Origin of the sequence: Krasilnikovia sp. MM14-A1004 (assembly GCF_047159485.1) — a bacterium.
Lineage (GTDB): Bacteria > Actinomycetota > Actinomycetes > Mycobacteriales > Micromonosporaceae > Actinoplanes.
The window spans coordinates 1103245-1125974 of sequence record NZ_AP038773.1 but is presented as its reverse complement, the minus strand read 5'-3'; the positions used below and the strand labels follow the sequence as shown (position 1 = coordinate 1125974).

Genomic DNA, 22730 nt, shown 5'->3' with positions numbered 1-22730 from the left:
CGTGGCAGGGACGGGCTGGGTGGCGGTGATCCCGGTGAAACGGCTGGGTGTGGCGAAGAGTCGGCTGCGCGGTGCCGTGGCCCCGGCGCGCCACGCGGAACTCGCGCTGTCGATGCTGCGCGACACCGTGGCGGCCGTCCTCGACGCCCCCGCGGTGGCGCGGCTGCTCGTGGTCACGGACGACCCGGACGCGGCCGCCGCGGTGACCGAGCTGGGTGCCCACGCGGTGCCGGACCGGCCCGGCGCGGGCCTGAACGCCGCCATGCGCCACGGCGCGGACACCGTCGCCGGCCTGTCGCATCCCCGCGTGGTGCTGGCGGGCGATCTGCCCGCGCTGCGCCCGGAGGAACTCGGGGCGGCGCTGCACGCGGCGGGTGATCAGCGGGCGTTCGTGGCGGACGCGGCGGGCACCGGCACGGTACTGCTGGCCGCGCCGGCCGGGGTGCCGCTCGGGCCGCGCTTCGGCCCCGGCTCGGCGGGCGACCACGCAGCGTCGGGGGCGCACCTGCTGGCGGGCGACTGGCCGGGGCTGCGCCGGGACGTCGACACCCCGGAGGACCTGCGGGCGGTGCTGGCGCTGGGGGCCGGGTCGTACACCCGCGCGCTGTGGTGTGCGCTCGGGCAGGACTGCGCCGGTTCGGGCGTGCCCGCCCGGTAGCGTACGGGGTATGCAGGGCACGGTGGCGACGTTCGATCCGCAGACGCACACGGGCACGTTGCTGCTCGACGATGGCACGGAACTGCCGTTCCCGGCGGAGGCGTTCGCGCGCTCCGGGCTGCGCCTGCTGCGGCTCGGCCAGCGGGTGACGGCGTACGTCGACGCCGAGGGTGCGGTGACCGGTGTCCAGCTACCGGGAATAGACTGACCAGACATGCCGGTGTTCATTTCCCATTCACCACGATCGGGGAATGATGGAGCAATGAGCACCCCGCCCGTCGGACCCAGGACGATCGTGCCCGGATCGGCCCGGGCGACCGCTTCCGGTTCCCCGCAACGCGGTCCCGACGGGCGGTTCCTGCCCCGCCCGTCCGCCGCACCGGAATCGAACGGCGCAGGTCGCTCCACAGCACCGGCGGATCCGGCCACCCCCACCCAGCGGGCGGCCGGGTCCGGTACACCCGCCCAGCGGCCGACGGAGTCCGCGACCCATGAGCAGGGGCCGGTGACATCCGCCGCGCCTGCCGACCGACCGACGGAGCCCGCCATGACCGCCGCCCCGCCGAACGAAGCCGACCCGCTCGCCGACGATCCGCTGCCGGAGGACCGGTTCCTCAACCGCGAGCTGTCCTGGCTCGACTTCAACGCCCGCGTCCTGGCGCTGGCCGAGGATCCCGGCACCCCGCTGCTGGAACGCGCCAAGTTCCTGGCCATCTTCGCCAGCAACCTGGACGAGTTCTACATGGTCCGGGTGGCCGGTCTGAAGCGCCGCCTCAAGGCGGGCCTGCCCAAGCGCGGCGGGGACCGGGTCTCGCTCCGCTTCCAGCTGGAGATGATCAATGAGCGGGCCGCCGACCTGGTGACCCGCCACGCCGCGTGCTTCGGCGAGGAGGTCCGGCCCAAGCTGTCCGGCGAGGGCATCGAGCTGGTCGGCTGGGAGGAGCTGGACGCGCCCGAGCGCGAGCGGCTGCACACGTTCTTCCGGGAGCAGGTCTTCCCGGTCCTCACGCCGCTGGCGGTGGATCCGGCGCACCCGTTCCCGTACATCTCCAGCCGGTCGCTGAATCTGGCCGTCGCCCTGCGCGACCCGGCCGACGCCAGCTCCGAGCTGTTCGCCCGGGTCAAGGTGCCCAACAACGTGGCGCGCTTCGTCACGGTCCAGAACGACAGCCGCGGCGTACGGTTCCTGCCCGTCGAGGAGCTCATCGCGGTCCACCTCGATCAGCTGTTCCCCGGCATGCAAATCCTGGAGTGGCACCTGTTCCGGGTCACCCGCAACGCCGAGCTGGAGGTCGACGAGGACCGCGACGAGGACCTGCTGCAGGCGCTGGAACGCGAGCTGGCGCAGCGCCGCTTCGGCCCGCCGGTGCGGCTGGAGGTCGCCGCGTCCATCAGCGACCACGTGCTGGACCTGCTCACCCGCGAGCTGGAGATGGAGAGCGCGGACGTGCTGCGGGTGCCCGGCCTGCTCGACCTGTCCGCGCTGTGGCAGGTGTTCAACGAGTGCGACCGCGACGACCTGAAGGACCGGCCGTTCGTCCCGGCCACGCATCCGCAGCTGGCCGACGGTGAGGTGCCGCGCAGCGTCTTCAACCGGCTGCGCGAGTGCGACATCCTGGTGCACCACCCGTACCACTCGTTCTCGACCAGCGTGCAGCGTTTCATCGAGCAGGCCGCGGCCGACCCGCACGTGCTGGCCATCAAGCAGACGCTCTACCGCACCAGCGGCGACTCACCGATCGTCGACGCGCTCGTCGACGCGGCCGAGGCGGGCAAGCAGGTGGTGGTGCTGGTCGAGGTCAAGGCCCGCTTCGACGAGGTCGCGAACATCGGCTGGGCGCGCACGTTGGAGAAGGCCGGCTGCCACGTCGTGTACGGCCTGGTCGGGCTCAAGACGCACTGCAAGACCTCGCTGGTGGTGCGCCAGGAGGGCAACCAGTTGCGCCGGTACTGCCACATCGGCACCGGCAACTACCACCCCAAGACCGCCCGACTGTACGAGGACTTCGGCATGCTCACGGCCGATCCGGAGGTCGGCGCGGACGTCACAGACCTGTTCAACGTGCTCACCGGCTACAGCCGGCAGACCACGTACCGGCGGCTGCTGGTCGCCCCGAACAACGTGCGGGCGGGCCTGATCGAGCGGATCGAGGAGCAGGCCCGGATCGCCCGCGCGGGCGGCGACGCCCTGGTGCAGTTCAAGGTGAACTCGCTCGTGGACGAGGAGTCGATCGACGCGCTGTACCGCGCGTCCCGGGCCGGCGTACGGATCGATCTGGTGATCCGGGGCATGTGCGCGCTGCGGCCCGGGATCCCCGGGTTGTCGGAGAACATCCGGGTGCGCTCGATCGTCGGGCGTTTCCTGGAGCACTCGCGGGTGTTCCGGTTCGGCGCGGGCGACGACGCGGAGTACTGGATCGGCTCGGCCGACCTGATGCACCGCAACCTGGACCGCCGGGTCGAGGCGCTGGTCCGGGTGACCCTGCCGTCGGCACAGCAGGACCTGCGCACGGTGCTGGAGATGTCGATGAACGACGAGAGCGAGTGCTGGGAACTGACCGGCGACGGCACCTGGCAACGCCGGGTCTCTACCCCCAGCGAACCGCACATCCACCTGCAGGAGGCACTGCTGCGGCGGGCCACCGGCAAGGCCGGCTGAGGTGCCCCCGCCGGTCCGGGCCGCCGGCGGGATCCTGTGGCGGCGCACGGGCGACGAGACACGGATCTGCGTGGTGCACCGCCCGGCGCACGACGACTGGAGCCTGCCCAAGGGCAAGCTGCACGGCGGGGAGCACCCGCTGGTCGGCGCCGTACGGGAGGTGTTCGAGGAGACCGGGGTGCGCGGCGTCCCGCAATTGCGGCTGCCCGAGGTGTCCTACGTATTGCCCGACGGCACACCGAAGACGGTGGACTTCTGGCTGATGCGCGCGGCCGACGGGCCCGCCGGGCAGCCGGCGGATCCGACCGAGGTGGACGGGGTCGACTGGCTGACCCCGGACGCCGCGCTGGCGCGGCTGACATACGGCCTAGACGTGCGGCTGGTCGAGCACGCCGTGAGCCTGCCGCCGGTGACCGCGGTGCTGCCGCTGGTCCGCCACGCGCGGGCCGGGCACCGTTCGGCGTGGGCGGGCCCGGACGAGCTGCGCCCGCTGGATCCCGAGGGGTTGCGGCAGGCGGCCGGGCTGGCGCAGGTGCTGGCACTGGTCGAGCCGCGCCGGCTGGTCACCGCGCCGCCGGTGCGCTGCGTGCAGACGTTGCAGCCGCTGGCGGACCGGCTGGGCCTGCCCCTGGAACAGGACTCGACGATGGCCGAGCCGCCGGACCGCGGCGAGGCGCCGCAACGGGCGAAGGTTGCCGTCGCCCGGCTCGCGCAGCTGCGGACCGGCGCGACGGCCGTGGTGTGCACGCAGGGCAAGCTGATCGCACCGCTGGTGGCCCTGCTGGCCGACGCGGACGATCCGGCGCCCTACAAGACCCCCAAGGGCAGCGGCTGGTTGCTCACGTGGTCGGGCGAGCGCCTGATCGGTCTGACCCGGCTCTGATTCCGGTACGGGCACCCGTACCGCGCCGCGTCGCGGGCAGCGAATCGGCCCGCCAATACCCGACCAGGTCGCCGGTGAGCCAGCGGGCCCGCCACAGCTCGTCGGCGCGCGGTTCCCAGTCCCGGTACGGCAGCAGCGCCGCCCGCCACGACAGCACGCTGGCGAGATACCAGCCGAGCAGCGGCACGATCCCGACGACCGCGTCGCGCCGCCGGTACGACGTATGTGGCGCGAGGGCGTACACGGCGACGCCGGACCAGCCACAGGTGATCAGCCAATCCAGTACGCCCCACCCGGTCCAGCCCTCGGTCAGGCTGCCGAGGGTCCAGCCGGGCACGACGGCGGCGGCGAAGATGCCCGCGGCCAGCGCCGAACGGCTCACCAGCCCGCGCGGCCGCGACGGTCTGCGCTTCATGCCCGGACGGTAGGTGCCCGGATGCGGGCGGCGCGCGCACACGCGAAAGGCGTCCACCGTACGGGTGGACGCCTTTCGGTGGGTGGCGGGTGGACCCGCCGCCCGTCAGGCCTTGCGGGCGCGGGCCGTGGTGGCCTTGGCGGCGGAGGTGGTCCGTGCCGTCGCGGAGGCGGTCTTCTTCGCGGTGGTCTTCTTGGCCGCCGCGGTCTTGGCCGTCTTGGCCGGCGCCCGGGTGGCGGCGGTCTTGCGGGCCGTGGTGGCCTTGGCGGTGGTCTTCTTGGCCGCCGCGGTCCGTGCCGTCTTGGCCGGTGCCGTCTTGCTGGCGGCCGTCTTGCGGGCCGTGGTGGTCTTGGCCGCGGTCCTGGCGGTCTTGGCCGGTGCCGCCTTGCTGGCGGCGGTCTTGCGGGCCGTGGTCGCCTTGGCCGTGGTCTTCTTGGCCGCGGCGGTCTTGGCGGTCGACTTGGTGGCGGTTGCCTTGGCCGGGGCGGCCTTCGCGGCGGTCTTCTTCGCGGCGGCGGCGGCCTTGGCCACCTTGCCGCTGGCGACCATGTCGCGGAAACCGGTGCCCGGCTTGAAGGCCGGCACGGACGTCTTCTTCACCTTCACCGGTTCACCGGTGCGCGGATTGCGCGCGGTACGGGCATTGCGGACCCGTTTTTCGAAGACGCCGAACCCGGTAATGGCTACTCGGTCGCCCTTGGTGACGGCATTCTGTACCTCGCTGATGACCGCATCCAGCGCCGCCGTCGCCGACTTCCGGTCCCCCAGTCGGGCGGCGAGCGCCTCGATGAGCTCGGCCTTGTTCACGGTTTCCCCTCCCGAACATGAGAACTGGCCCGATGCGAGCCATTCTGCGCGCACGGTATGCCCTTTGACCAGCAGACACAAACATCTGCATGAAAAAACGCCTTGTGTCGCAACGATTTCGCCCCCACCGGGGAGCCGGTGGGGGCGAAAAGGACGGCTGGGCCTAGGGAATGTGGCTCACGCGACGACGGGCTTGAAAGCCGGGCGGCCCTTCTCGTACGCCGAAATCGTGTCGGAGTGGCGCAGGGTCAGTCCGATGTCGTCGAGGCCCTCCATCAGCCGCCAGCGGCTGAATTCGTCGATCGGGAAGGACCAGACGGCGTCGTCCACGCGCACCTGCCGGGCGCCGAGGTCGACCGTGATCTGCTTGGCCGGTTCGCTTTCGGCCATGTCCCAGAGGGCCTCGACCGCCTTCAGCTCCAGCTGCACCGGCAGCAGGCCCTCCTTGAGGGCGTTGCCGCGGAAGATGTCGCCGAAGCGGGGAGCGATGACCACCTGGAAACCCCAGTCCCGCAGCGCCCAGACCGCGTGCTGCCGGGACGAGCCGGTGCCGAAGTTGGGGCCGGCGACAAGGATGGTGGCTCCGGTGTGTGCGGGGTTGTTGAGCACGAACGCCGGGTCGTCGCGCCAGGCCCCGAACAGCCCGTCCTCGAAGCCGGTACGGGTCACCCGCTTCAGGTAGACGGCTGGGATGATCTGATCCGTGTCCACATCGGAACGGCGCAACGGCAGGACCGTACCGGTGTGGGTGGTGAACTTGTCCATGATCGAGTCCCTCGGGTCACAGGTCGGACGGGGCGGCCAGCCGGCCCACCACGGCGGTGGCGGCGGCGACCTGCGGCGAGACCAGGTGGGTGCGGCCACCCTTGCCCTGCCGGCCCTCGAAGTTGCGGTTGGAGGTGGAGGCGGCCCGCTGGCCGGGGTCGAGCGTGTCGGGGTTCATGCCCAGGCACATGGAGCAGCCGGCGAAGCGCCACTCGGCTCCGGCGTCGAGGAAGACCTTGTCCAGCCCCTCGTGCTCGGCGGCCTCGCGGACGGCGTACGAGCCGGGCACGATCATCATCCGGACCCCGTCGTGCACCCGGTGCCCGCGCAGCACGTCGGCCGCGGCCCGCAGGTCCTCCAGGCGGCCGTTGGTGCAGGAGCCGACGAAGACGACGTCGACCGGCACGTCCTTGAGCGGGGTGCCGGGCCGCAGGTCCATGTACTCCAGGGCGCGGCGGGCGGCGTTGCGCTCCACCTCGTCCACGAAGTCCTCGGGGTCCGGGACGACGCCGTCGAGCGCGGTGCCCTGGCCGGGGTTGGTGCCCCAGGTGACGAACGGGTGGATCGCCGCCGCGTCGAGGATCACCTCGGTGTCGTACTCGGCGCCCTCGTCGGAGGGCAGGGAGCGCCAGTACTCGACGGCGGCGTCCCAGTCGGCGCCCTGCGGCGCGTGGGAGCGTCCCTTCAGGTACGCGAAGGTGGTCTCGTCGGGGGCGATCATGCCGGCCTTGGCGCCCCACTCGATGGACATGTTGCAGATGGTCATCCGGCCCTCCATGGAGAGCTTGCGGATGGCCTCGCCGCGGTACTCGACGATGTGGCCGTTGCCGCCGCCGGTGCCCACCTGGGCGATCAGCGCGAGGATCAGGTCCTTGGCGGTGACGCCGGGATGCAGGTCGCCGACGACCGTGACGGCCATGGTCTTCGGCTTGGCCTGCGGCAGGGTCTGTGTGGCCAGGACGTGCTCGACCTCGCTGGTGCCGATGCCGAACGCCAGCGCGCCGAACGCGCCGTGGGTGGCGGTGTGCGAATCGCCGCAGACGATCGTCATGCCGGGCTGGGTGAGACCGAGCTGCGGGCCGATGACGTGCACAATGCCCTGTTCCGCGTTGCCGAGCGGGCGGATCTCGACGCCGAACTCCGCACAGTTGCGGCGCAGCGTCTCGATCTGGGTCCGCGAGGTCGTGTCGGCGATGGTGAACAGTTCGCCGCGGCGGGTGTTGAACGCCGGGTCCGCGTACCCCGTCGGGGTGTTGTGGTCCTCGGTTGCGAGCGTGAGGTCGGTACGCCGTACGGCGCGCCCGGCCAACCGCAGGCCGTCGAAGGCCTGTGGACTGGTCACCTCGTGCAGCAGGTGCAGGTCGATGTAGAGCAGATCGGGCTCACCCTCGGCTGCGCGCACGACGTGGTCGTCCCAGACCTTCTCGGCCAGGGTCCTCGGCTGAGTGACTCCCACCATCTGGACATCCTAAATTCTGGGAGGTAAGTTTCGGCTTGTGGGACACAGTATGAGCGGTGTCGGCGTTCTCGACAAGGCGGTGGTCATCCTGGCCGCCTGCGTGGACGGCGCCAGCCTGGCCGAACTCGTCGACCGGACCAAGCTGCCGAGGGCCACCGCACACCGGTTGGCACAGGCGTTGGAGATCCACCGGATGCTGGTCCGGGACACCCAGGGCCGGTGGCGGCCCGGCCCCCGGCTCGGGGAGCTGGCCAACGCCGCGCCCGATGTGCTGCTGACCGCGGCCGAACCGCTGCTGGCCGCGCTGCGGGATGCCACCGGCGAGAGCGCCCAGCTGTACCTGCGCCGCGCCGACGAACGCATCTGCGTCGCCGCCGCCGAACGCGCCAGCGGCCTGCGGGACACCGTGCCGGTCGGCTCCGTGCTGCCGATGACCGCCGGGTCGGCCGCCCAGATCCTGCTGGCCTGGGAGCCGCCCGAGGCGGTCATGCCGCTGCTGCCGCGGTGCAAGTTCACCGGCCGCACCCTCGCCGAGGTACGCCGCCGCGGCTGGGCCCAGAGCGTCGCCGAACGCGAGCCCGGCGTCGCGAGCGTCTCGGCCCCGATCCGGGATCGCACCGGCCGGGTCATCGCGGGCATCTCGATCAGCGGCCCGATCGAGCGCCTCGGCCGCCGCCCCGGCGAACGGCACGCGATGGCGGTGGTCCGCGCCGGGCAGCGCCTGTCCGGCCTCTGAGCGACCCGTCGTAGCGTCGTCGCGTCCCGCTCGCCGTCGCGGTGGGTGGGCGGGCGGCGACGCGGCGGGTCGGCGTGGTCCCGGTCACCCTGTCAGTCTGCGCCGCGAAGTCGGGGCCGCCGGCGAAAGCCGGTCCTGCCCGCAGAAAAGAACGCGGCCCGCGCCACCATGGGTGACGCGGGCCGACGCGCTGTGTAGCCCCGAAGGGATTCGAACCCTCGCTACCGCCTTGAGAGGGCGGCGTCCTAGGCCGCTAGACGACGGGGCCAGGACTTGCTTCCGCTCCTGCTCGGAACGGCGGGCCGAACTCTATCAGAAGTCCAGCACCACCGGCCTCGCGAGAGACGGTCGCGCTGGGGTACCAGGACTCGAACCTAGACTAACTGAACCAGAATCAGTCGGGCTGCCAATTACCCCATACCCCATTGGTACGGCTTGCCGCACCGGGTCAGAACTCTACCTGAGGCCATGATGCCCGCCAAATCCGGTTCCCGTCCCGCGAATCACCGCAGGCCGGAGGCGGTTCAGGTCAGCGCGACCACCGGGTTGGACAGCTCACCGATGCCCTGCACCCGCACCGCGACGGTGTCGCCGGAGACGATCTCGCTCACCCCGGCCGGGGTGCCGGTCAGGATCACGTCGCCCGGCAGCAGCGTCATGACGTGCGACACGTACGACACCAGCGTGGGCACGTCGAAGACCATGTCCCTGGTGCGGCCGAGCTGGCGTACCTCCATCTCCTCGGGGTTGCGCCCCACCTCGCAGCGGATCTCCAGGTCGCTCACGTCCAGGTCGGTGACGATCCACGGGCCCAGCGGGCAGAACGAGTCGAAGCCCTTCGCCCGGGTCCACTGCGGGTCGGTGCGCTGCAGGTCGCGTGCGGTGACGTCGTTGCCGCAGGTGTAGCCGAAGATCGCCTTCTCGGCGCCGGCCCGGTCCACCCGGCGGGCACCGGCGGCACCGATCACCACGGCCAGCTCGGCCTCGTGCTCTACCCGCTGCGACTGCGGGGGCAGCCGGATCGCGTCGTTCGGGCCGATCACCGAGGTGGAGGGCTTGATGAAGATCAGCGGCTCCTTGGGCACCTCGGCGCCGGACTCGGCGGCGTGCTCGGCGTAGTTGCGCCCGATCCCGATGACCTTGCTGGAGAAGATCGGCGCCAGCAGGCGGACGTCCGACAGCGCCCACCGCTGTCCCGTGAAGCGCACCGCCTCGAACGGAAGGCTGTCGATCTCGGCGACGGTCAGGCCCGCGGGACCGGCACCGGCCTCGCCCTCCACGACGCCGAACGACACCCCACCGGCATGAACAAAACGAGCGAAGCGCACGGAGGAACCCCAATCTGATCAGCGGGTACGCCAGCAGTGAATCTACGCCGCGGCCGGTGCGTGTCCGGGTTCGCACCGGACGGTGATCGTGCGGTCTCGACAGGCTGGATACGCTGGTGCGATGGGGACGCAGGAGGGCGGGACCCTCCACGAGGGGACCCTGCAGGACATCGCGCCGCGTGACGCGGCGCCGACGGAGCGCGCATTGACCACCACCTTGCCCTCGGTCACCTGGATCCCGCTGGCCCGCGCCCACGCCGAGCGCGCCGACACGATGACCGCGGGCCACCGCGCCCGCAAGGCGAGCGGTGAGAAGCACGCCATCGAGGACTTCCTGTACGACTACTACGGCACCCGCCCCGCGACGCTGCGCCGCTGGCATCCCGGTGTCGGTGCCGGGCTGTCGCCCGCGCCGGACGGGCTCGCCGAGCACGCCTCCTGGAGGTGGTACCGGACCTATCCCGACGGTGTGGTCACCCTGGACGTGGGGGCGTACCTGCAGGCGCGCGGGGAGAGCGTGCGCTACATCCACGGACTGCTCACGGCGACCGCCAGCCGCCCTGTCTTCACCGGCTGCTTCGGCCTGCACGAGTGGGCGATGGTCTACCGCCAGCCCGAGCACCGGCACCCGCTGCCACTGCGGCTGGGCCAGGCCGGCACGGACGCGGTGGTCGAACAGCACCCGATCCGCTGTACGCATTTCGACGCGTTCCGGTTCTTCACCCCCGAGGCGGTGGGGCTCAACCGGCTGCAGCCGACCCGGGCCACCCAGGTCGACCTCGACCAGCCCGGATGCCTGCACGCGGCGATGGACGTACACAAATGGGCAGGGAAGCTGGGTGCGGCCGTGCCGGGCGCACTCGCGCTGGACTGCTTCGCGCTGGCCGCCGACATCCGCCTGCTCGACATGCAGGCCTCGCCCTACGACCTCAGCTCGTACGGTCAGCCGCCGGTCAAGATCGAGACCCCCGAGGGCAAGGCCGAATACGTGGCCCGGCAGCGAGAGTTCGCCCGCCGGGCGGCCGCCCTGCGCGCCCGGCTGATCCGCGTCTGCGAGGAACTGCTCGGCCCCGGCCCGGCCGCGGAGAACCGCGCGGCCGTCGCCCCGCACAACCTCTGATCAGGGGGTGTAGACCTCGTCGGCCTTGGTGATCTGCCCGCCGGACACGTCGAAGACGAACAGGTGGTGCGTCTCGTCCAGGGCCTTGCGGAACGTCGCGAGGTCGGCGTCGACGAGCTTCATCCCGCCGGTCATGTCCACGACGCGAAGCTTCGCGCCCGGCTTGACCGGGAGCGTGCGCAGCTTGGTGTTCTTGTTCCGGTAGTAGTAGCCGACGCACCAGTCGTTGGCCGTCTCCGTCACGCCGTCCTCCTTGCAGGCGGCGGCCGCCTTCTTGCCCTCGAACCAATCGACCAGGTCGAACGTGATGGTGTGCTTCGCGGGATCCGCGGACTTGAGGAAGGCGTGCTGGGTGCCGGTCAGCGCCGCCGTCGAGGCACCGGCCGCCCGCGACGGGTCGGCCGATCCGCTGGGGGACGCCGGCGTCGACGCCCCACCGGAGGAGCCGGTCCCGGCGGTCGCGGCCGGTGCGGACGTGACGACCGGCGCCGAGGCGGTCGGCCCGCTGGCGCCGCCGCTGGAGTGTCCACACGCGGCAAGCGGGGCGAGCAGCACGGGGATGAGAACGATGCGCCGGAGCACGGTGGCCTCCATGACTGGTCGGATGTCGCGGCTTGGCGTGCGACAGCACCATGATGAGGGTCCGCCGCAACGAGAGATGACCAGGCCACGCGGGGTGGCACGAAGCCAGGAGGCGGCGCGGCCGGAGGGCTGCGCGGTCAGTCGACGTCGCCGCGCCGGCCCCGCTTGACCTGGCTCCGGCGCTTCTTGTCGGCGATCCGGCGCTCCACCGCGCCCCGCGACGGCTTGGTGGCCCGGCGCACCCGCGGCGGCGGCGCGATCGCCCCGGCCACCAGCCCGGCGAGCCGGGCCGCGGCGGCCTCCCGGTTGCGCAGCTGGGAACGGTGCTCGGACGCGGTCACCGTGAGCACGCCGTTGACGAGCCGGCCGCCCAGCCGCCCGGCGGCGCGTTCCCGCAGGGCGGGCGGGAGCACCTCGGAACCGGCCAGGTCCCACGACAGCTCCACCCGGGAGTCGGTGGTGTTGACGCCCTGGCCGCCCGGGCCGCTGGATCGCGAGAAACGCCAGGACAACTCGGCGGCCGGGATCGTCAGTCGGTCGTTCACCCGTACGTCGTCCGGCACGCGAACAGCATTCCATCCGTGGGCGCCGGGCCGCCACGCGATTGTGGATCATCGTGACCCGCGGGATCCCGTGAAGCGGTCGAATCGGGCTAGGGGCGACGTGACCGCCCGGCGATGGAGATACTGGACGCCGGCGGGGTTCCCCGCGCACAAGGAGGTTGCGTGTCTGCACAGCCCACACCGGTCACGGCGACCGGCTACCCGTGGCCCATCGAAACCACGCGCCTGGCCAACGGGCTGCGCGTCGTCGTCAGCGAGGACCGCAGCGCCCCGGTCGTCTGCGTCAACCTCTGGTACGACGTCGGCTCCCGGCACGAGCCACCCGGACAGACCGGCTTCGCGCACCTCTTCGAGCACCTGATGTTCGAGGGCTCGCAGCATGTGGCGAAGACCGAGCACATGCGCCTCGTGCAGGGCTCGGGCGGTTCGCTGAACGCCACCACGAACCCGGACCGCACCAACTACTTCGAGACCCTGCCGGCGGAACACCTGGAACTGGCGCTGTGGCTGGAAGCCGACCGCATGGGTGGCCTGGTGCCCGCGCTGACCCAGGAGACACTGGACAACCAGCGCGAGGTGGTCAAGAACGAGCGGCGCCAACGCTACGAGAACGTGCCGTACGGTGACGCGTGGCTGCGCCTGCTGCCGCTGCTGTACCCGGTCGGGCACCCGTACCACCACGCGACGATCGGGTCGATGGAGGACCTGAACGCGGCCGCGCTGGAGGTGTTCCAGGCGTTCCACCAGCGCTACTACGCCCCGAACAACGCGGTGCTCACCGTCGTCGGCGACGCCGCGCCCGACGAGGTCTTCGCGCTCGCCGACCAGTACTTCGGGGCCCTGTCGCCGGTGCCGGACATCCCGCCGGCGCCGAGCGGGCACCTGAGCGGCCCCGCCACCGAACCGGCACGGGACACGGTCTCCGGCGCGGTCCCGGCCCCACGGATCTACCTCGCCCACCGCACCCATCCCTTCGGTACGGCGGGGTACGACACGCTGACCGTGCTGGCGGCCGTCCTCGGCAGTGGCCGCGGCAGCCGGTTGTACCAGCGCCTGGCGGACGGTGCCCGGATCGCCCAGCCCGACTACGTCGGCGCGTACGGGGTGGATCTGGCGCACGCGCCCGCCCCGCTGATCGTCACCGCCACGGCCAAGGACGGGGTGAGCCCGCAGACCCTGGAGGACGGCCTGACGGAGGTGGTCGACGGCCTGGTCACCGAGCCGGTCACGGAGGCGGAACTGGACCGGGCCAAGGCGCTGCTGACGACCGCGTGGTGGCGCCAGCTGTCCACCGTGGGCGGACGCGCCGACACGCTCGGCCGGTACGCCACGCAGTTCGGCGACCCGGGCGCGGCCGCGTACCGGCTGCCCGCCTGGCAGGCGGTCACCACCGGGGACATCACCGACGTGGCCGCGCAGGTGCTGCGCCCGGAGTCCCGCGTCACCCTGACCTACCTGCCGAAGGAGAATTCATGACCCTCGTCGCCGATCGGCCCGGGCCGGGGCGCGTCCGCCCGTACACGTTCCCGGCGATCACCCGCCGCGAGATCGGCGGCGGCCTGGTCGTCGCGGCGCACCTGCCCGGCCAGTCGCTGGCCACGGCGGCGCTGCTGCTTCCCGCGGGTGCCGCACGGGAGGCCGCCGGGCGGGAGGGCACGGCCACGGTGCTGGCCAAGTGCCTGGAGGAGGGCACCACGGCGCGGGACTCCGCGGCGTACGCGCTGGCGCTGGAGGGGCTCGGCGCGGAGCTGTCCACATCGGTCGACTGGGACACGTTCCAGGTGAGCGTGTCGGTGCCGGCCGGTGTGCTGCTGCCGGCGGTGGAGCTGATGGCCGAGGCCGCCCGTACCCCGAGGTTGGACCCGGCCGATGTGACCAGGGTGCGTGACGACGAGGTCAGCGCGCTGCGGATGGAGTGGGCCCAGCCGGGCCCGCGGGCGGACGCCGCGCTGCGCGCGGACCTGTTCGGCGCGTCGGAGCGCTACGGCCGCCCGCCGCACGGCGATCCGGCGTCGGTGGCGGCCGTGACGGTCGACGACGTGACCGGCTTCCACGCGCAGTGGCTGCGCCGCCCCGGCGTGCTGCTGGTCGCCGGTGACCTGGGCGTGCTCAACCTGGAGGCGCTGGCCGCTGCCGCGTTCGCGGACACCGCGGGCGGCCCGGCCGACGAGGGCGGTGTGCTGGGCGTGCCGGTGCGCGCCAGCCGCCGGGTGGTGCTGGTGGATCGCCCCGGCAGCGTGCAGTCGACGCTGCGGCTGGGGCACCGCGCGCCGCACCGGGCGCATCCCGACTACGTCGCGATGACGCTGGCGGCGACCGTGCTGGGCGGTGCATTCACCTCGCGGCTCAACCACCTGATCCGCGAGGTCAAGGGCTACACGTACGGGATCCGCGGCGACTTCGCGCTGACCCGGCGGTTCGGCCGGTTCGGGGTGAGCGCCGCGGTGCAGACCGCGGTGACCGTGCCGGCGCTGGCGGACACCGTCGGCGAGATCTCCCTGATGCGCCAGGGCGGCGTGACAGAGGACGAGCTGGCGGTGGCCCGGACGTGGCGGGCCGGGCAGCTCACGGTGGAGATGCAGACGCCGGGGGCGATCGCGGCGGCGCTGGCCACGCTCGTGATCCACGGCCTGCCGGACGACTATCACGCGACGCTGCGCAGCCAGCTGCTGGAGGCGACGGTCGAGCAGGTGTCGGCGGCGGCGCTGGCGCACCTGCATCCCGAGGGCATGACCCTGGTGGTCGAGGGGGACGCGGCGGCGATCCGCGACGAGCTTGCGGCGGCCCAGATCGGCGAGATCGTCGACGCGGACGTCTGATCCGGACGGCCGCCGGGCCCCCGGGATCTTCTCCGGGGCCCGGCGGTCCGCGTCGGCTCGGGCGTCCGCAGAGCCTGCTGGATGGGGACGGACCGGGCGGTTCGGGATCGGTACGGGATGACAACGTTGTCGCAGGTTGCCAGAACGTGAAAGGCGCGTTTCAATACGTCCTGCGCTCGTGAGAGCGCTCTCACACCCCTCAGGAGCGCCCATGCCCCGGCCCACCCCCGCCGCGCCCCTCTCCCGCCGCCGCCTGCTGGCCCTGCCCGCCGCCGCGGCCGCCGCCACGATGGCCGCGCCGCTGTTCTCCCCGGACGCCGCGGTCGCCGGCACGTACGCCTCCCGCAACCTGGTCGACCGTTCCCTGTCCGGGCCGGTCAGCCGGGCGTACCGGTACCTCGACGTCGTGCAGGACGCCTACGTCAAGGGCGGCGAACCGCGGCTGCTGCAGTCGTACAACAACGAGAGCGGGCTGATGACCAGCGCCTTCGTGTACGACAACGCGCTGGCGGTGCTCGCGTACCTGGCCAACCCGACGGTCGCCAACGTGCGCCGCGCCCGGCTCGTCGGCGACGCCCTGCTCTGGGTCCAGGCCAACGACGAGACGTTCAGCGACGGCCGGGTACGCCAGGCGTACGCCGCGGGCCCGATGCTCTTCTACGGCGGCGGCCCGTACTTCCCGGGCCTCAAGCGGGCCGACGGCAAGGCCGCGGTGCTGTACCCGTTCGGCTTCGGCGGCTCCTCCACCGGCGACCAGGCGTGGACCGCCCTCGCCCTGGCCCAGCTGTACGTCGACACCCGGATCACCAAGTACCTCGACGGCGCGGTCGCGCTGGGCCGGTGGATCGCCGAGCAGACCTCGCCCTACCGGTACGGCGGCTACCACGGCGGCTTGCAGTCCGATGGCGTCACCGCCCAGCGCTGGACCGCGACCGAGCACAACATCGACGCGTACGCCCTGTTCGCGCTGCTCGGCAAGCTCACCCGGGACCGGCGGTGGGGCGCTCACGCGGCGGTGGCGGCGGACTTCGTCCGGGCCATGTGGAACCCGGCCGCGGGGCACTTCTGGACCGGCACCCTCGGCGGCAACCCGGGTGAGGACCCGAACCAGATCAACACCGGCAACATCGCCGAGGACACCCAGACCTGGGCGCTGCTCGGGCTCGGCGAGCGCTGCTACGACGAGGCCGTCGACTGGGCGGTGGAGCACCTGTGGAACACCGACGGCGGCGTGGGCTCCCAGCTGCCCCCGGGGCTCAAGGTCTCCGGGCTGACCTTCAGCACGGCCGCCAAGACCGCGACCGGGACGGTGCCCAACAGCGACCTGCCCAACGACCCCCGCGCGGTGTGGCTGGAAGGCAACGGGCACGCCGCGCTGGCACTGCTCAAGCGGGGACGGCCCGGCGACGCCGTACAGGCCCGGCGGCTGCTGCGCGAGACCGTCGTCGCCCAGGAACAACTCGGCGGCGGGCAGACGATCGGGCTCACCGCCGACCCCGACAGCGGGCGGCTGTCCAATCCCGGCGAAGGCGGCACCTGGACCGGGACCGCCCTGCCGGAACAGTCCGGCATCGTCGCGGCCAGCAGCGCGTTCGACACCGGATTCCGGTTCGGGTACTTCCAGCGCCAGCACGTGGGCGCCACGTCATGGTTCGTGATGGCGGCGCAGGGCTTCAACCCGTACCGGTGACGGTGTGCCCGTCCGGGCACGCCGGCACGCCCCGGGGGATCAGCGGCACGGTTGACGGGGGCCGTGCCGCTCCTCCGGCGAGCGCGAGCGCGGTGCGGCCCGGCCCGCCTGGATGCCGCCGGCCTCGGGCGGGGCGGGTGGCGTGGGCGCCGGTGTGACGGATCTCCTGCGATTCGGGCGACGTGGCGCACACCGGATAACGTCGCGCCATGACCCTCACCAGCTCACCCCCCACGACCCGGCCGGCCCGCAGAGTGCTGCGCACCGTGCTGTTGTGGGTGCTGCTGCTGCCCGGCGCCGCGTGGGCGGTCGTCCGGTTCGGCGGGTGGGAGCGCGGGGCGCTGGTGCAGTTGTTCGCGTTCACCCCGTACGTGGCGGCGTGGGCGGTGGTGCCCGCTCTGCTGGCGTTCGCCGCCCGGCGGTGGCTGACGGCCACGGTCGCCACGGTCGCCGCCGCGCTGCTGATCGCATGCGTGCTGCCGCGCTCCATGGCCGATCGCGACCCTGGCCCGCAGACCGGCGTCACGATGCACGTGCTGACCGGCAACATGCTCATGGGCAAGGCCGACCCGGCCACGATCGTCCGGCTGGTCCGCGAGAACGACGTGGCCGTGCTGGCGCTGCAGGAGTACACGGGCGCGGCCCGGTCGGCGCTCACCGCGGCGGGGCTCGATCAGCTGCTGCCGTACTCGTCGCTGGCGCTGCCCGTCAGCACCGACCCGTTCGACACCACCGGCTCGGCGCTGTACTCCCGCTACCCGATCACCGCGCCGGGCGTACGCCACAACAGGGGCGGCTTCCAGCAGGCGTACGGGACGATCCAGCCGCCCGGCGCCCGCCCCGTGGTGGTGGAGTCCGCGCACCCGATGGCGCCGTACGCCGTCGACGTGCTCGACCGGTGGCGCTCCGACCTGGAGGCGCAGCCGTACGCCGAGGCGAGCGGCCCGGTCCGCATCCTGATGGGCGACTTCAACTCGACGCTGGACCACAAGGCACTGCGGTCCGTGATCTCGCACGGCTACCGCGACGCGGCCGACGCCACCGGCCAGGGCCTGATCGGCACGTGGGGGCCGTACGCGGACCACCCGCTGCCGCCGGTGACGATCGACCACGTCCTGGTGGACGAGCGGATCGGGGTGGCCGACGTCTCGGTCCACGGCCTGCCCCGCAGCGACCACCGCGCGGTCCTCGCCGACCTGCGCCTCCCGACCCCGTAGTCCCCCGCCCCGCCCCGCCCCGGCCCGGGCTCCCCAAGCCCGACCGGCCGGAGCGGGACGCCGTCAGGCGGGCGTGGTTGATCGGGACAGGCCGTAGGTGAGGGCGTCGGTGAGGGCGTGCCAGCTGGCCTCGACGACGTTCTCGTGTACGCCGACCGTCGTCCACTCCCGTGCGCCGTCGGTGGTCTCCAGCAGCACCCGGGTGATCGCACCGGTGCCGTGCGAGCCCTCCAGGATGCGCACCTTGTAGTCGGCCAGCTCGAACGTGCGCAGCTGCGGGTAGTGCTTCGACAGCGCCACCCGCAGCGCCTCGTCGAGCGCGTTGACCGGGCCGTTGCCCTCGGCGGTGGCGATGACCCGCTCGCCGCGTACCCGGACCTTGACCGTGGCCTCCGAGACCACCGCGCCGTCCTCGCGGTGCTCGACCTGCACCCGGTAGGACTCCAGGGTGAACGGCCGCACCAATGCCTCGCCGGGCAGTTCGCCCCGCACCAGCAGCTCGAAGGAGGCGTCCGCGGCCTCGAACGACCAGCCGCCCGCCTCCAGGTCCTTCACCTTCTGCGTGACGGCGGTCAGCGTCTCCGGGTGGCCGGCCAGGTCCAGCCCGAGCTCGCGGCTCTTGAGCTCGATGCTGGCCCGGCCGGCCATCTCCGTCACCAGGATCCGCATGTCGTTGCCCACCACCGACGGGTCGACGTGGTTGTAGAGCAGCGGATCCACCTTGATCGCACTCGCGTGCAGCCCCGCCTTGTGGGCGAAGGCGGCGGCCCCGACGTACGCCTGGTGGGTGTCGGGGGCGATGTTGGCGATCTCGGCGAGCGCGTTGGAGACCCGCGTCGCCTGTTCCAGGCATCCGTCCGGTAGGACCGTCAGCCCGAGCTTGAGTTGCAGGTTCGCGACGACAGCGAACAGGTCGGCGTTGCCGGGGCGCTCGCCGTACCCGTTGGCTGTGCATTGGAAGTGTTTGACGCCGGCCTCGACGGCGGCGATGGTGTTCGCGACCGCGCACGACGTGTCGTTCTGGCAGTGGATGCCGAGACGGTCGGGGCTCACCGCGGCCCGCTGCACGACGTCGTTGATCGCGGCGGTGACCAGCGAGGGCAGCATGCCGCCGTTGGTGTCGCACATGACGACCCGCTCGGCGCCCGCGTCGAACGCGGCGCGCACCACCGAGGCGGTGTAGTCGGGGTCGTGGCGGAATCCGTCGAAGAAGTGCTCGCAGTCGACGAACGCGCGGCGGCCGTTGGCCACCAGGTGCGCGACGGTGTCGCGGACCATGGCCAGGTTCTCCTCGCCGGTGGTACGCAGGGCCCGCTCGACGTGCCGGATGTCGGATTTGGCCACCACGCACACCACCGGGGTCTCGGCGTCCAGCAGCGCCTGCACCTGCGGGTCCTCGGCGACGTCGACCCCGGCCTTGCGGGTCGCGCCGAACGCCACCAGCACCGCGTGCTTGAGATCCAGCTCGGTGCGGGCCCGCCGGAAGAATTCCGTGTCCTTGGGCATCGCGCCCGGCCACCCGCCCTCGATGAAGCCCACCCCGAACTCGTCCAGCAGCCGGGCCACCGCCAGCTTGTCGGCGACCGAGTAGCTGATCCCCTCGCGCTGCCCGCCGTCGCGCAGCGTCGTGTCGAACACCTGGTAGGTCATGGCGGATGTCCTTTCTGCGGGCGGGTGGCTCACAACAAAAAGACCCCCCGCGGATGCGGGAGGTCTGCGCGTCGGCGAAACGATCGGCCGGCGCGCTAGGTGCCAATAATGAGCACGGTGTGGGTCACGCAAGGAAGCATGCCACCAACGGCGCGTACATGGGGCCCAAGTCCAGATTTCGGGACTGTCCCGGTGTGCCCTCGCTCGCTGCGGCCGGTCCTGGCACCCGGCTAGGTTGTCAGGGTGGCTGCGGAACCCTTCACCCGGAACCTGGACTTCTCGTCGAACTACAACTTCCGTGACGTGGGCGGCTACGCCGGTCTCGACGGCCGCACGGTGCGCTGGCGGCGGCTGTTCCGCGCCGACTCGCTGCACCGGCTCGGCGAGGCGGACGCGGCGGCGTTCACCGCCCTCGGGGTGCGCACGGTCATCGACCTGCGGCGGCCGTTCGAGGTGGCGCGGCACGGGCGGGTGCCGCACAGCGACGGGCTGGACTACCGCAACATCGTGCTGGAGCACGTCGACTGGGAGCAGGTCGCGTACCCGGAGGGCACGGTGCACGAGCGCTGGCTGGCCGACCGCTACCTGAACTTCACAGAGGACGGGCAGAAGGCGCTCGCCGAGTCGCTGCGGATCCTGGCCGACCCGGATGCAGCGCCGGTGGTGGTGCACTGCATGGCCGGCAAGGACCGTACGGGCACCGTGTGCGCGCTGGCGCTGGGGCTGCTCGGGGTGTCCGACGCGGACATCGCCGCCGACTACGCGCTGACGGAGCCCGCGATGGCGTCGCTGACCGCGCATTTGTTGCGGACCAACCCCGAGGTGGTGCAGGGCAACGAGCACATGTTCGACTCGCCCGCGGCGGCCATGCTGCTGTTCCTGGCGGATCTGCGGGAACGGCACGGCTCGGTCGAGGGGTACGCGCGCGACATCGGCATCAGCGACGCCGAGATCGCCACGCTGCGCGCTCACCTGCTGGAGAACTGAGCGCCGCGCGCCCGGGTCACGGGCGCGCGGCGGAAAAGCTCAGAGCACGCGGTGCACCCAGCCGAACGGGTCGGCCGCGCGGCCGCGCTGGATGTCGACGAGTTCCTGCCGCAGCGCGGCGGTCACCGGGCCGGTGTCGCCGTCGGCGACGGTGAACTCGCCGTCCGGGAAGCGGACCGTGCCGATCGGCGTGATGACCGCAGCGGTGCCGCAGGCGAACGCCTCCCGGATCCGGCCGGAGGCGGCGCCGGTACGCCACTCCTCGAAGCTCACCTTGCGTTCCTCGACCCGGCGTCCGGCCTTCTCGGCCAGCTTGATGACCGATTCGCGGGTGATGCCGGGCAGGATCGTGCCGGTCAGCGGCGGGGTGACCAGCGTGCCGTCGTCCAGGACGAAGAAGACGTTCATGCCGCCCAGCTCGTCGATGTACGTCCGTTCCACCGCGTCCAGGTAGACCACCTGGTCGCAGCCGTGCTCGATGGCCTCGGCCTGGGCGGCCAGCCCGGCCGCGTAGTTGCCGCCGCACTTGGCCGCGCCGGTGCCCCCGGGCGCGGCACGGGTGTAGTCCGGCGAGACCCACAGGGTGACCGGCTTGAGCCCGCCGCTGAAGTAGGCGCCCGCTGGCGACGCGATGACCAGGTAGAGGTACTCCCGCGCAGGGCGCACCCCGAGGAACACCTCGGAGGCGAACGCGAACGGGCGCAGGTAGAGGCTGCCGTCCTCGATCTGCGGCAGCCATTCGCGGTCGATGCGGATGATCTGGCGCAGCGACTCCAGGAACATGCCGGTCGGCAGCGCGGGCATGGCCATCCGCTGCGCCGACGCGGCGAACCGGGTCGCGTTGGCGTCGGGCCGGAACATGGCGACCCCACCGTCCGGGGTCGTGTACGCCTTCAGCCCCTCGAAGATCTCCTGGGCGTAGTGCAGCACCGCGCTGGCCGGGTCCATCGGGATCGGGGCGCGCGCCTCGACCCGGGGGTCGTACCACCCCTTGCCGTCGGCGTAGCGGATGGTGACCATGTGGTCCGTGAAGATCTGCCCGAAGCCGGGGTTGGCCAGCATCGCGGCGCGCTGCGCGGGAGCTACCGGCGCGGCATGCGGACGGATCTCGAAATCGAGGTTGTCACCACCACTCATGGCACGTGACCTGCTTTCTTCATGAATGAGCGAGCCTGGGGGGCACCCGTGGTGCCCATGAACTTACCCCGAACGGTCGTTCATGCCGACCACGGCGGGGCATGCGTCGACTACCGGTCCAGTTAACGGCCGGTAGGTGCGCGGAGGTGGGCTTGGGTGGGACCGCTCAGGCGGCCGCGGCGGCGGCGACCCGGTCCCCGACCTCGGCGGTACGCAGCGGCGCGCCCGGCGTGCGGGACGCGACCTCGGCCGCGACCGCCTCGGTTACTCGGCGGGCCTCGTCCGGGCGGCCGAGGTGTTCCAGCAGCAGGGCGGCGGAGAGGATGGCGGCGGCCGGGTCCGCGATGCCCTGGCCCGCGATGTCCGGCGCGGAGCCGTGCACCGGCTCGAACGTCGACGGGTACTGCCGCTCGGGGTTGACAGAGCCGCTGGCCGCCATGCCGATGCCGCCGGTGACGGCCGCGGCGATGTCGGTCAGGATGTCGCCGAACAGGTTGTCCGTCACGATGACGTCGTAGCGCTGCGGGTTGCTGACCATGAACATGCTGGCCGCGTCGATGTGCTGGTACTCGGTGGTGACCTGCGGGAACTCGGCGGCGACGGCGGCGAAGGTGCGCGCCCACAGGCCGCCCGCGTGGGTCAGCACGTTGGTCTTGTGCACCAGGGTCAGGTGGCGGCGTTCGCGGCGCGCGGCGCGGGCGAAGGCGTCGCGGATGACCCGCTCGACGCCGTGGCGGGTGTTGAGGCTCTCCTCGGTGGCGATCTCGGCGGGGGTGTCGCGGTGCAGGACGCCGCCGGCGCCGACGTACAGGCCCTCGGTGCCCTCGCGGACCACCACCATGTCGATCTCGCCGGGCTTGATCCCGGCCAGCGGGCTGGTGGTGCCGGGCCAGAGCCGGGACGGGCGCAGGTTCACGTACTGGTCGAAGTCGAAACGGAGCTTGAGCAGCAGGCCGCGCTCCAGCACGCCGGGCGGGACGCTGGGGTCGCCGATGGCGCCGAGCAGGATCGCGTCGTGTCCGGCCAGCTCCTGCTGGACACTGACCGGCAGCACCTCGCCGGTGCGGTGGTAGAGCCGGGCGCCGAGGTCGTACTCCGAGTACGCGATGCCGGGCAGGACGGCGTCGATGACCTTGCGGGCCTCTGCGGTCACCTCGGTCCCGATGCCGTCACCGGCCACCACCGCGATCCGCGCCACCGTCACGTCCACTCCCTCGACTGGTCCGACATGCCGAGCCTAACGGCGCGTCCCGGT

The 22730-nt window shown here is 72.3% G+C and carries 21 protein-coding genes and 2 tRNA genes; 11 read left to right on the top strand and 12 right to left on the bottom strand.

Annotation, left to right across the window (positions count from 1 at the left end):
* Nucleotide 1: 1 nt before the first annotated feature.
* The 4 genes from cofC to ACMCNN_RS05240 are packed head-to-tail and all read left to right on the top strand — an operon-like array spanning nucleotide 2 to nucleotide 4200.
* The gene (cofC, locus tag ACMCNN_RS05255) at nucleotides 2–658 is read left to right on the top strand and encodes a 2-phospho-L-lactate guanylyltransferase (RefSeq protein WP_412745040.1); all 657 of its coding nucleotides are present in this window, start codon (nucleotides 2–4) and stop codon (nucleotides 656–658) included.
* A gap of 10 nt (nucleotides 659–668) precedes the next feature.
* Nucleotides 669–866 (top strand): cold-shock protein, encoded by a 198-nt coding sequence (locus ACMCNN_RS05250; RefSeq protein WP_412745039.1) that lies wholly within the window; start codon nucleotides 669–671, stop codon nucleotides 864–866.
* A 54-nt stretch (nucleotides 867–920) separates the two neighbouring features.
* The gene (locus ACMCNN_RS05245) at nucleotides 921–3317 is read left to right on the top strand and encodes an RNA degradosome polyphosphate kinase (protein ID WP_412745038.1); all 2397 of its coding nucleotides are present in this window, start codon (nucleotides 921–923) and stop codon (nucleotides 3315–3317) included.
* A gap of 1 nt (nucleotide 3318) precedes the next feature.
* Nucleotides 3319–4200: an NUDIX hydrolase gene (locus tag ACMCNN_RS05240; protein WP_412745037.1), complete on the top strand. Its 882-nt coding sequence runs from the start codon at nucleotides 3319–3321 to the stop codon at nucleotides 4198–4200.
* On the opposite strand, the gene ACMCNN_RS05235 is transcribed toward ACMCNN_RS05240, so the two are convergent.
* The 4 genes from ACMCNN_RS05235 to leuC all read right to left on the bottom strand — a co-directional run bounded on the left by ACMCNN_RS05235 (nucleotide 4157) and on the right by leuC (nucleotide 7646).
* Nucleotides 4157–4615: a hypothetical protein gene (locus tag ACMCNN_RS05235; protein WP_412745036.1), complete on the bottom strand. Its 459-nt coding sequence runs from the start codon at nucleotides 4613–4615 to the stop codon at nucleotides 4157–4159. The genes ACMCNN_RS05240 and ACMCNN_RS05235 overlap by 44 nt on opposite strands.
* A 105-nt stretch (nucleotides 4616–4720) precedes the next feature.
* Nucleotides 4721–5422: an HU family DNA-binding protein gene (locus ACMCNN_RS05230; protein ID WP_412745035.1), complete on the bottom strand. Its 702-nt coding sequence runs from the start codon at nucleotides 5420–5422 to the stop codon at nucleotides 4721–4723.
* 177 nt (nucleotides 5423–5599) lie between these two features.
* Nucleotides 5600–6187 carry a 3-isopropylmalate dehydratase small subunit gene (leuD, locus tag ACMCNN_RS05225; protein ID WP_412745034.1) on the bottom strand — a complete coding sequence of 196 codons (588 nt, stop codon included), beginning with the start codon at nucleotides 6185–6187 and terminating at the stop codon, nucleotides 5600–5602.
* Between the two features lie 16 nt (nucleotides 6188–6203).
* Nucleotides 6204–7646 carry a 3-isopropylmalate dehydratase large subunit gene (gene leuC, locus ACMCNN_RS05220; protein WP_412745033.1) on the bottom strand — a complete coding sequence of 481 codons (1443 nt, stop codon included), beginning with the start codon at nucleotides 7644–7646 and terminating at the stop codon, nucleotides 6204–6206.
* Nucleotides 7647–7695: 49 nt separating this feature from the next.
* Between leuC and ACMCNN_RS05215 the strand changes: the two genes are divergently transcribed.
* Nucleotides 7696–8382: an IclR family transcriptional regulator gene (locus ACMCNN_RS05215; protein WP_130508838.1), complete on the top strand. Its 687-nt coding sequence runs from the start codon at nucleotides 7696–7698 to the stop codon at nucleotides 8380–8382.
* 195 nt (nucleotides 8383–8577) lie between these two features.
* Here ACMCNN_RS05215 and ACMCNN_RS05210 read toward each other — a convergent pair.
* From ACMCNN_RS05210 to ACMCNN_RS05200, 3 genes are all read right to left on the bottom strand, one after another.
* Nucleotides 8578–8650 (bottom strand) — tRNA-Glu (locus ACMCNN_RS05210).
* 85 nt (nucleotides 8651–8735) lie between these two features.
* Nucleotides 8736–8807, bottom strand: a tRNA-Gln gene (locus ACMCNN_RS05205).
* Between the two features lie 99 nt (nucleotides 8808–8906).
* A complete protein-coding gene (locus ACMCNN_RS05200; RefSeq protein ID WP_412745032.1) occupies nucleotides 8907–9710 on the bottom strand; it encodes a fumarylacetoacetate hydrolase family protein in 804 nt (267 codons plus the stop codon).
* A 121-nt stretch (nucleotides 9711–9831) separates the two neighbouring features.
* On the opposite strand from ACMCNN_RS05200, the gene ACMCNN_RS05195 reads away from it, so the two are divergent.
* Nucleotides 9832–10830 carry a 3-methyladenine DNA glycosylase gene (locus tag ACMCNN_RS05195; protein WP_412745031.1) on the top strand — a complete coding sequence of 333 codons (999 nt, stop codon included), beginning with the start codon at nucleotides 9832–9834 and terminating at the stop codon, nucleotides 10828–10830.
* Here ACMCNN_RS05195 and ACMCNN_RS05190 read toward each other — a convergent pair whose 3' ends face one another.
* On the bottom strand, nucleotides 10831–11412 hold the full coding sequence (locus ACMCNN_RS05190) for a hypothetical protein (protein WP_412745030.1): 582 nt from the start codon (nucleotides 11410–11412) through the stop codon (nucleotides 10831–10833).
* Between the two features lie 137 nt (nucleotides 11413–11549).
* On the bottom strand, nucleotides 11550–11975 hold the full coding sequence (gene arfB, locus ACMCNN_RS05185) for an alternative ribosome rescue aminoacyl-tRNA hydrolase ArfB (protein WP_412745029.1): 426 nt from the start codon (nucleotides 11973–11975) through the stop codon (nucleotides 11550–11552).
* Between the two features lie 162 nt (nucleotides 11976–12137).
* On the opposite strand from arfB, the gene ACMCNN_RS05180 reads away from it, so the two are divergent.
* The 4 genes from ACMCNN_RS05180 to ACMCNN_RS05165 all read left to right on the top strand — a co-directional run bounded on the left by ACMCNN_RS05180 (nucleotide 12138) and on the right by ACMCNN_RS05165 (nucleotide 17701).
* Complete coding sequence (locus ACMCNN_RS05180; RefSeq protein WP_412745028.1) at nucleotides 12138–13451, top strand: M16 family metallopeptidase; 1314 nt, start codon at nucleotides 12138–12140, stop codon at nucleotides 13449–13451.
* Nucleotides 13448–14794, top strand: coding sequence for a M16 family metallopeptidase (locus ACMCNN_RS05175; RefSeq protein WP_412745027.1), 1347 nt, complete (start codon nucleotides 13448–13450; stop codon nucleotides 14792–14794). Before ACMCNN_RS05180 ends, ACMCNN_RS05175 begins: the two co-directional genes overlap by 4 nt.
* A 211-nt stretch (nucleotides 14795–15005) precedes the next feature.
* Complete coding sequence (locus ACMCNN_RS05170) at nucleotides 15006–16484, top strand: hypothetical protein (protein ID WP_412745026.1); 1479 nt, start codon at nucleotides 15006–15008, stop codon at nucleotides 16482–16484.
* Between the two features lie 209 nt (nucleotides 16485–16693).
* Nucleotides 16694–17701 carry an endonuclease/exonuclease/phosphatase family protein gene (locus ACMCNN_RS05165; RefSeq protein WP_412745025.1) on the top strand — a complete coding sequence of 336 codons (1008 nt, stop codon included), beginning with the start codon at nucleotides 16694–16696 and terminating at the stop codon, nucleotides 17699–17701.
* A gap of 63 nt (nucleotides 17702–17764) precedes the next feature.
* Here the strand turns inward: ACMCNN_RS05165 and cimA are convergent, their stop codons facing one another.
* Nucleotides 17765–19351 (bottom strand): citramalate synthase, encoded by a 1587-nt coding sequence (cimA, locus tag ACMCNN_RS05160; protein WP_412745024.1) that lies wholly within the window; start codon nucleotides 19349–19351, stop codon nucleotides 17765–17767.
* 243 nt (nucleotides 19352–19594) lie between these two features.
* On the opposite strand from cimA, the gene ACMCNN_RS05155 reads away from it, so the two are divergent.
* Nucleotides 19595–20338, top strand: a complete 744-nt coding sequence (locus ACMCNN_RS05155; protein WP_412745023.1) for a tyrosine-protein phosphatase — start codon at nucleotides 19595–19597, stop codon at nucleotides 20336–20338.
* Nucleotides 20339–20377: 39 nt separating this feature from the next.
* Here ACMCNN_RS05155 and ACMCNN_RS05150 read toward each other — a convergent pair whose 3' ends face one another.
* Together ACMCNN_RS05150 and ACMCNN_RS05145 are read right to left on the bottom strand one after the other, a co-directional pair.
* Entirely contained in the window at nucleotides 20378–21475 is a 1098-nt protein-coding gene (locus tag ACMCNN_RS05150) for a branched-chain amino acid aminotransferase (protein ID WP_412745022.1), read from the bottom strand.
* Nucleotides 21476–21641: 166 nt separating this feature from the next.
* On the bottom strand, nucleotides 21642–22673 hold the full coding sequence (locus ACMCNN_RS05145; RefSeq protein WP_412747062.1) for a 3-isopropylmalate dehydrogenase: 1032 nt from the start codon (nucleotides 22671–22673) through the stop codon (nucleotides 21642–21644).
* Between the last annotated feature and the right edge of the window lie 57 nt (nucleotides 22674–22730).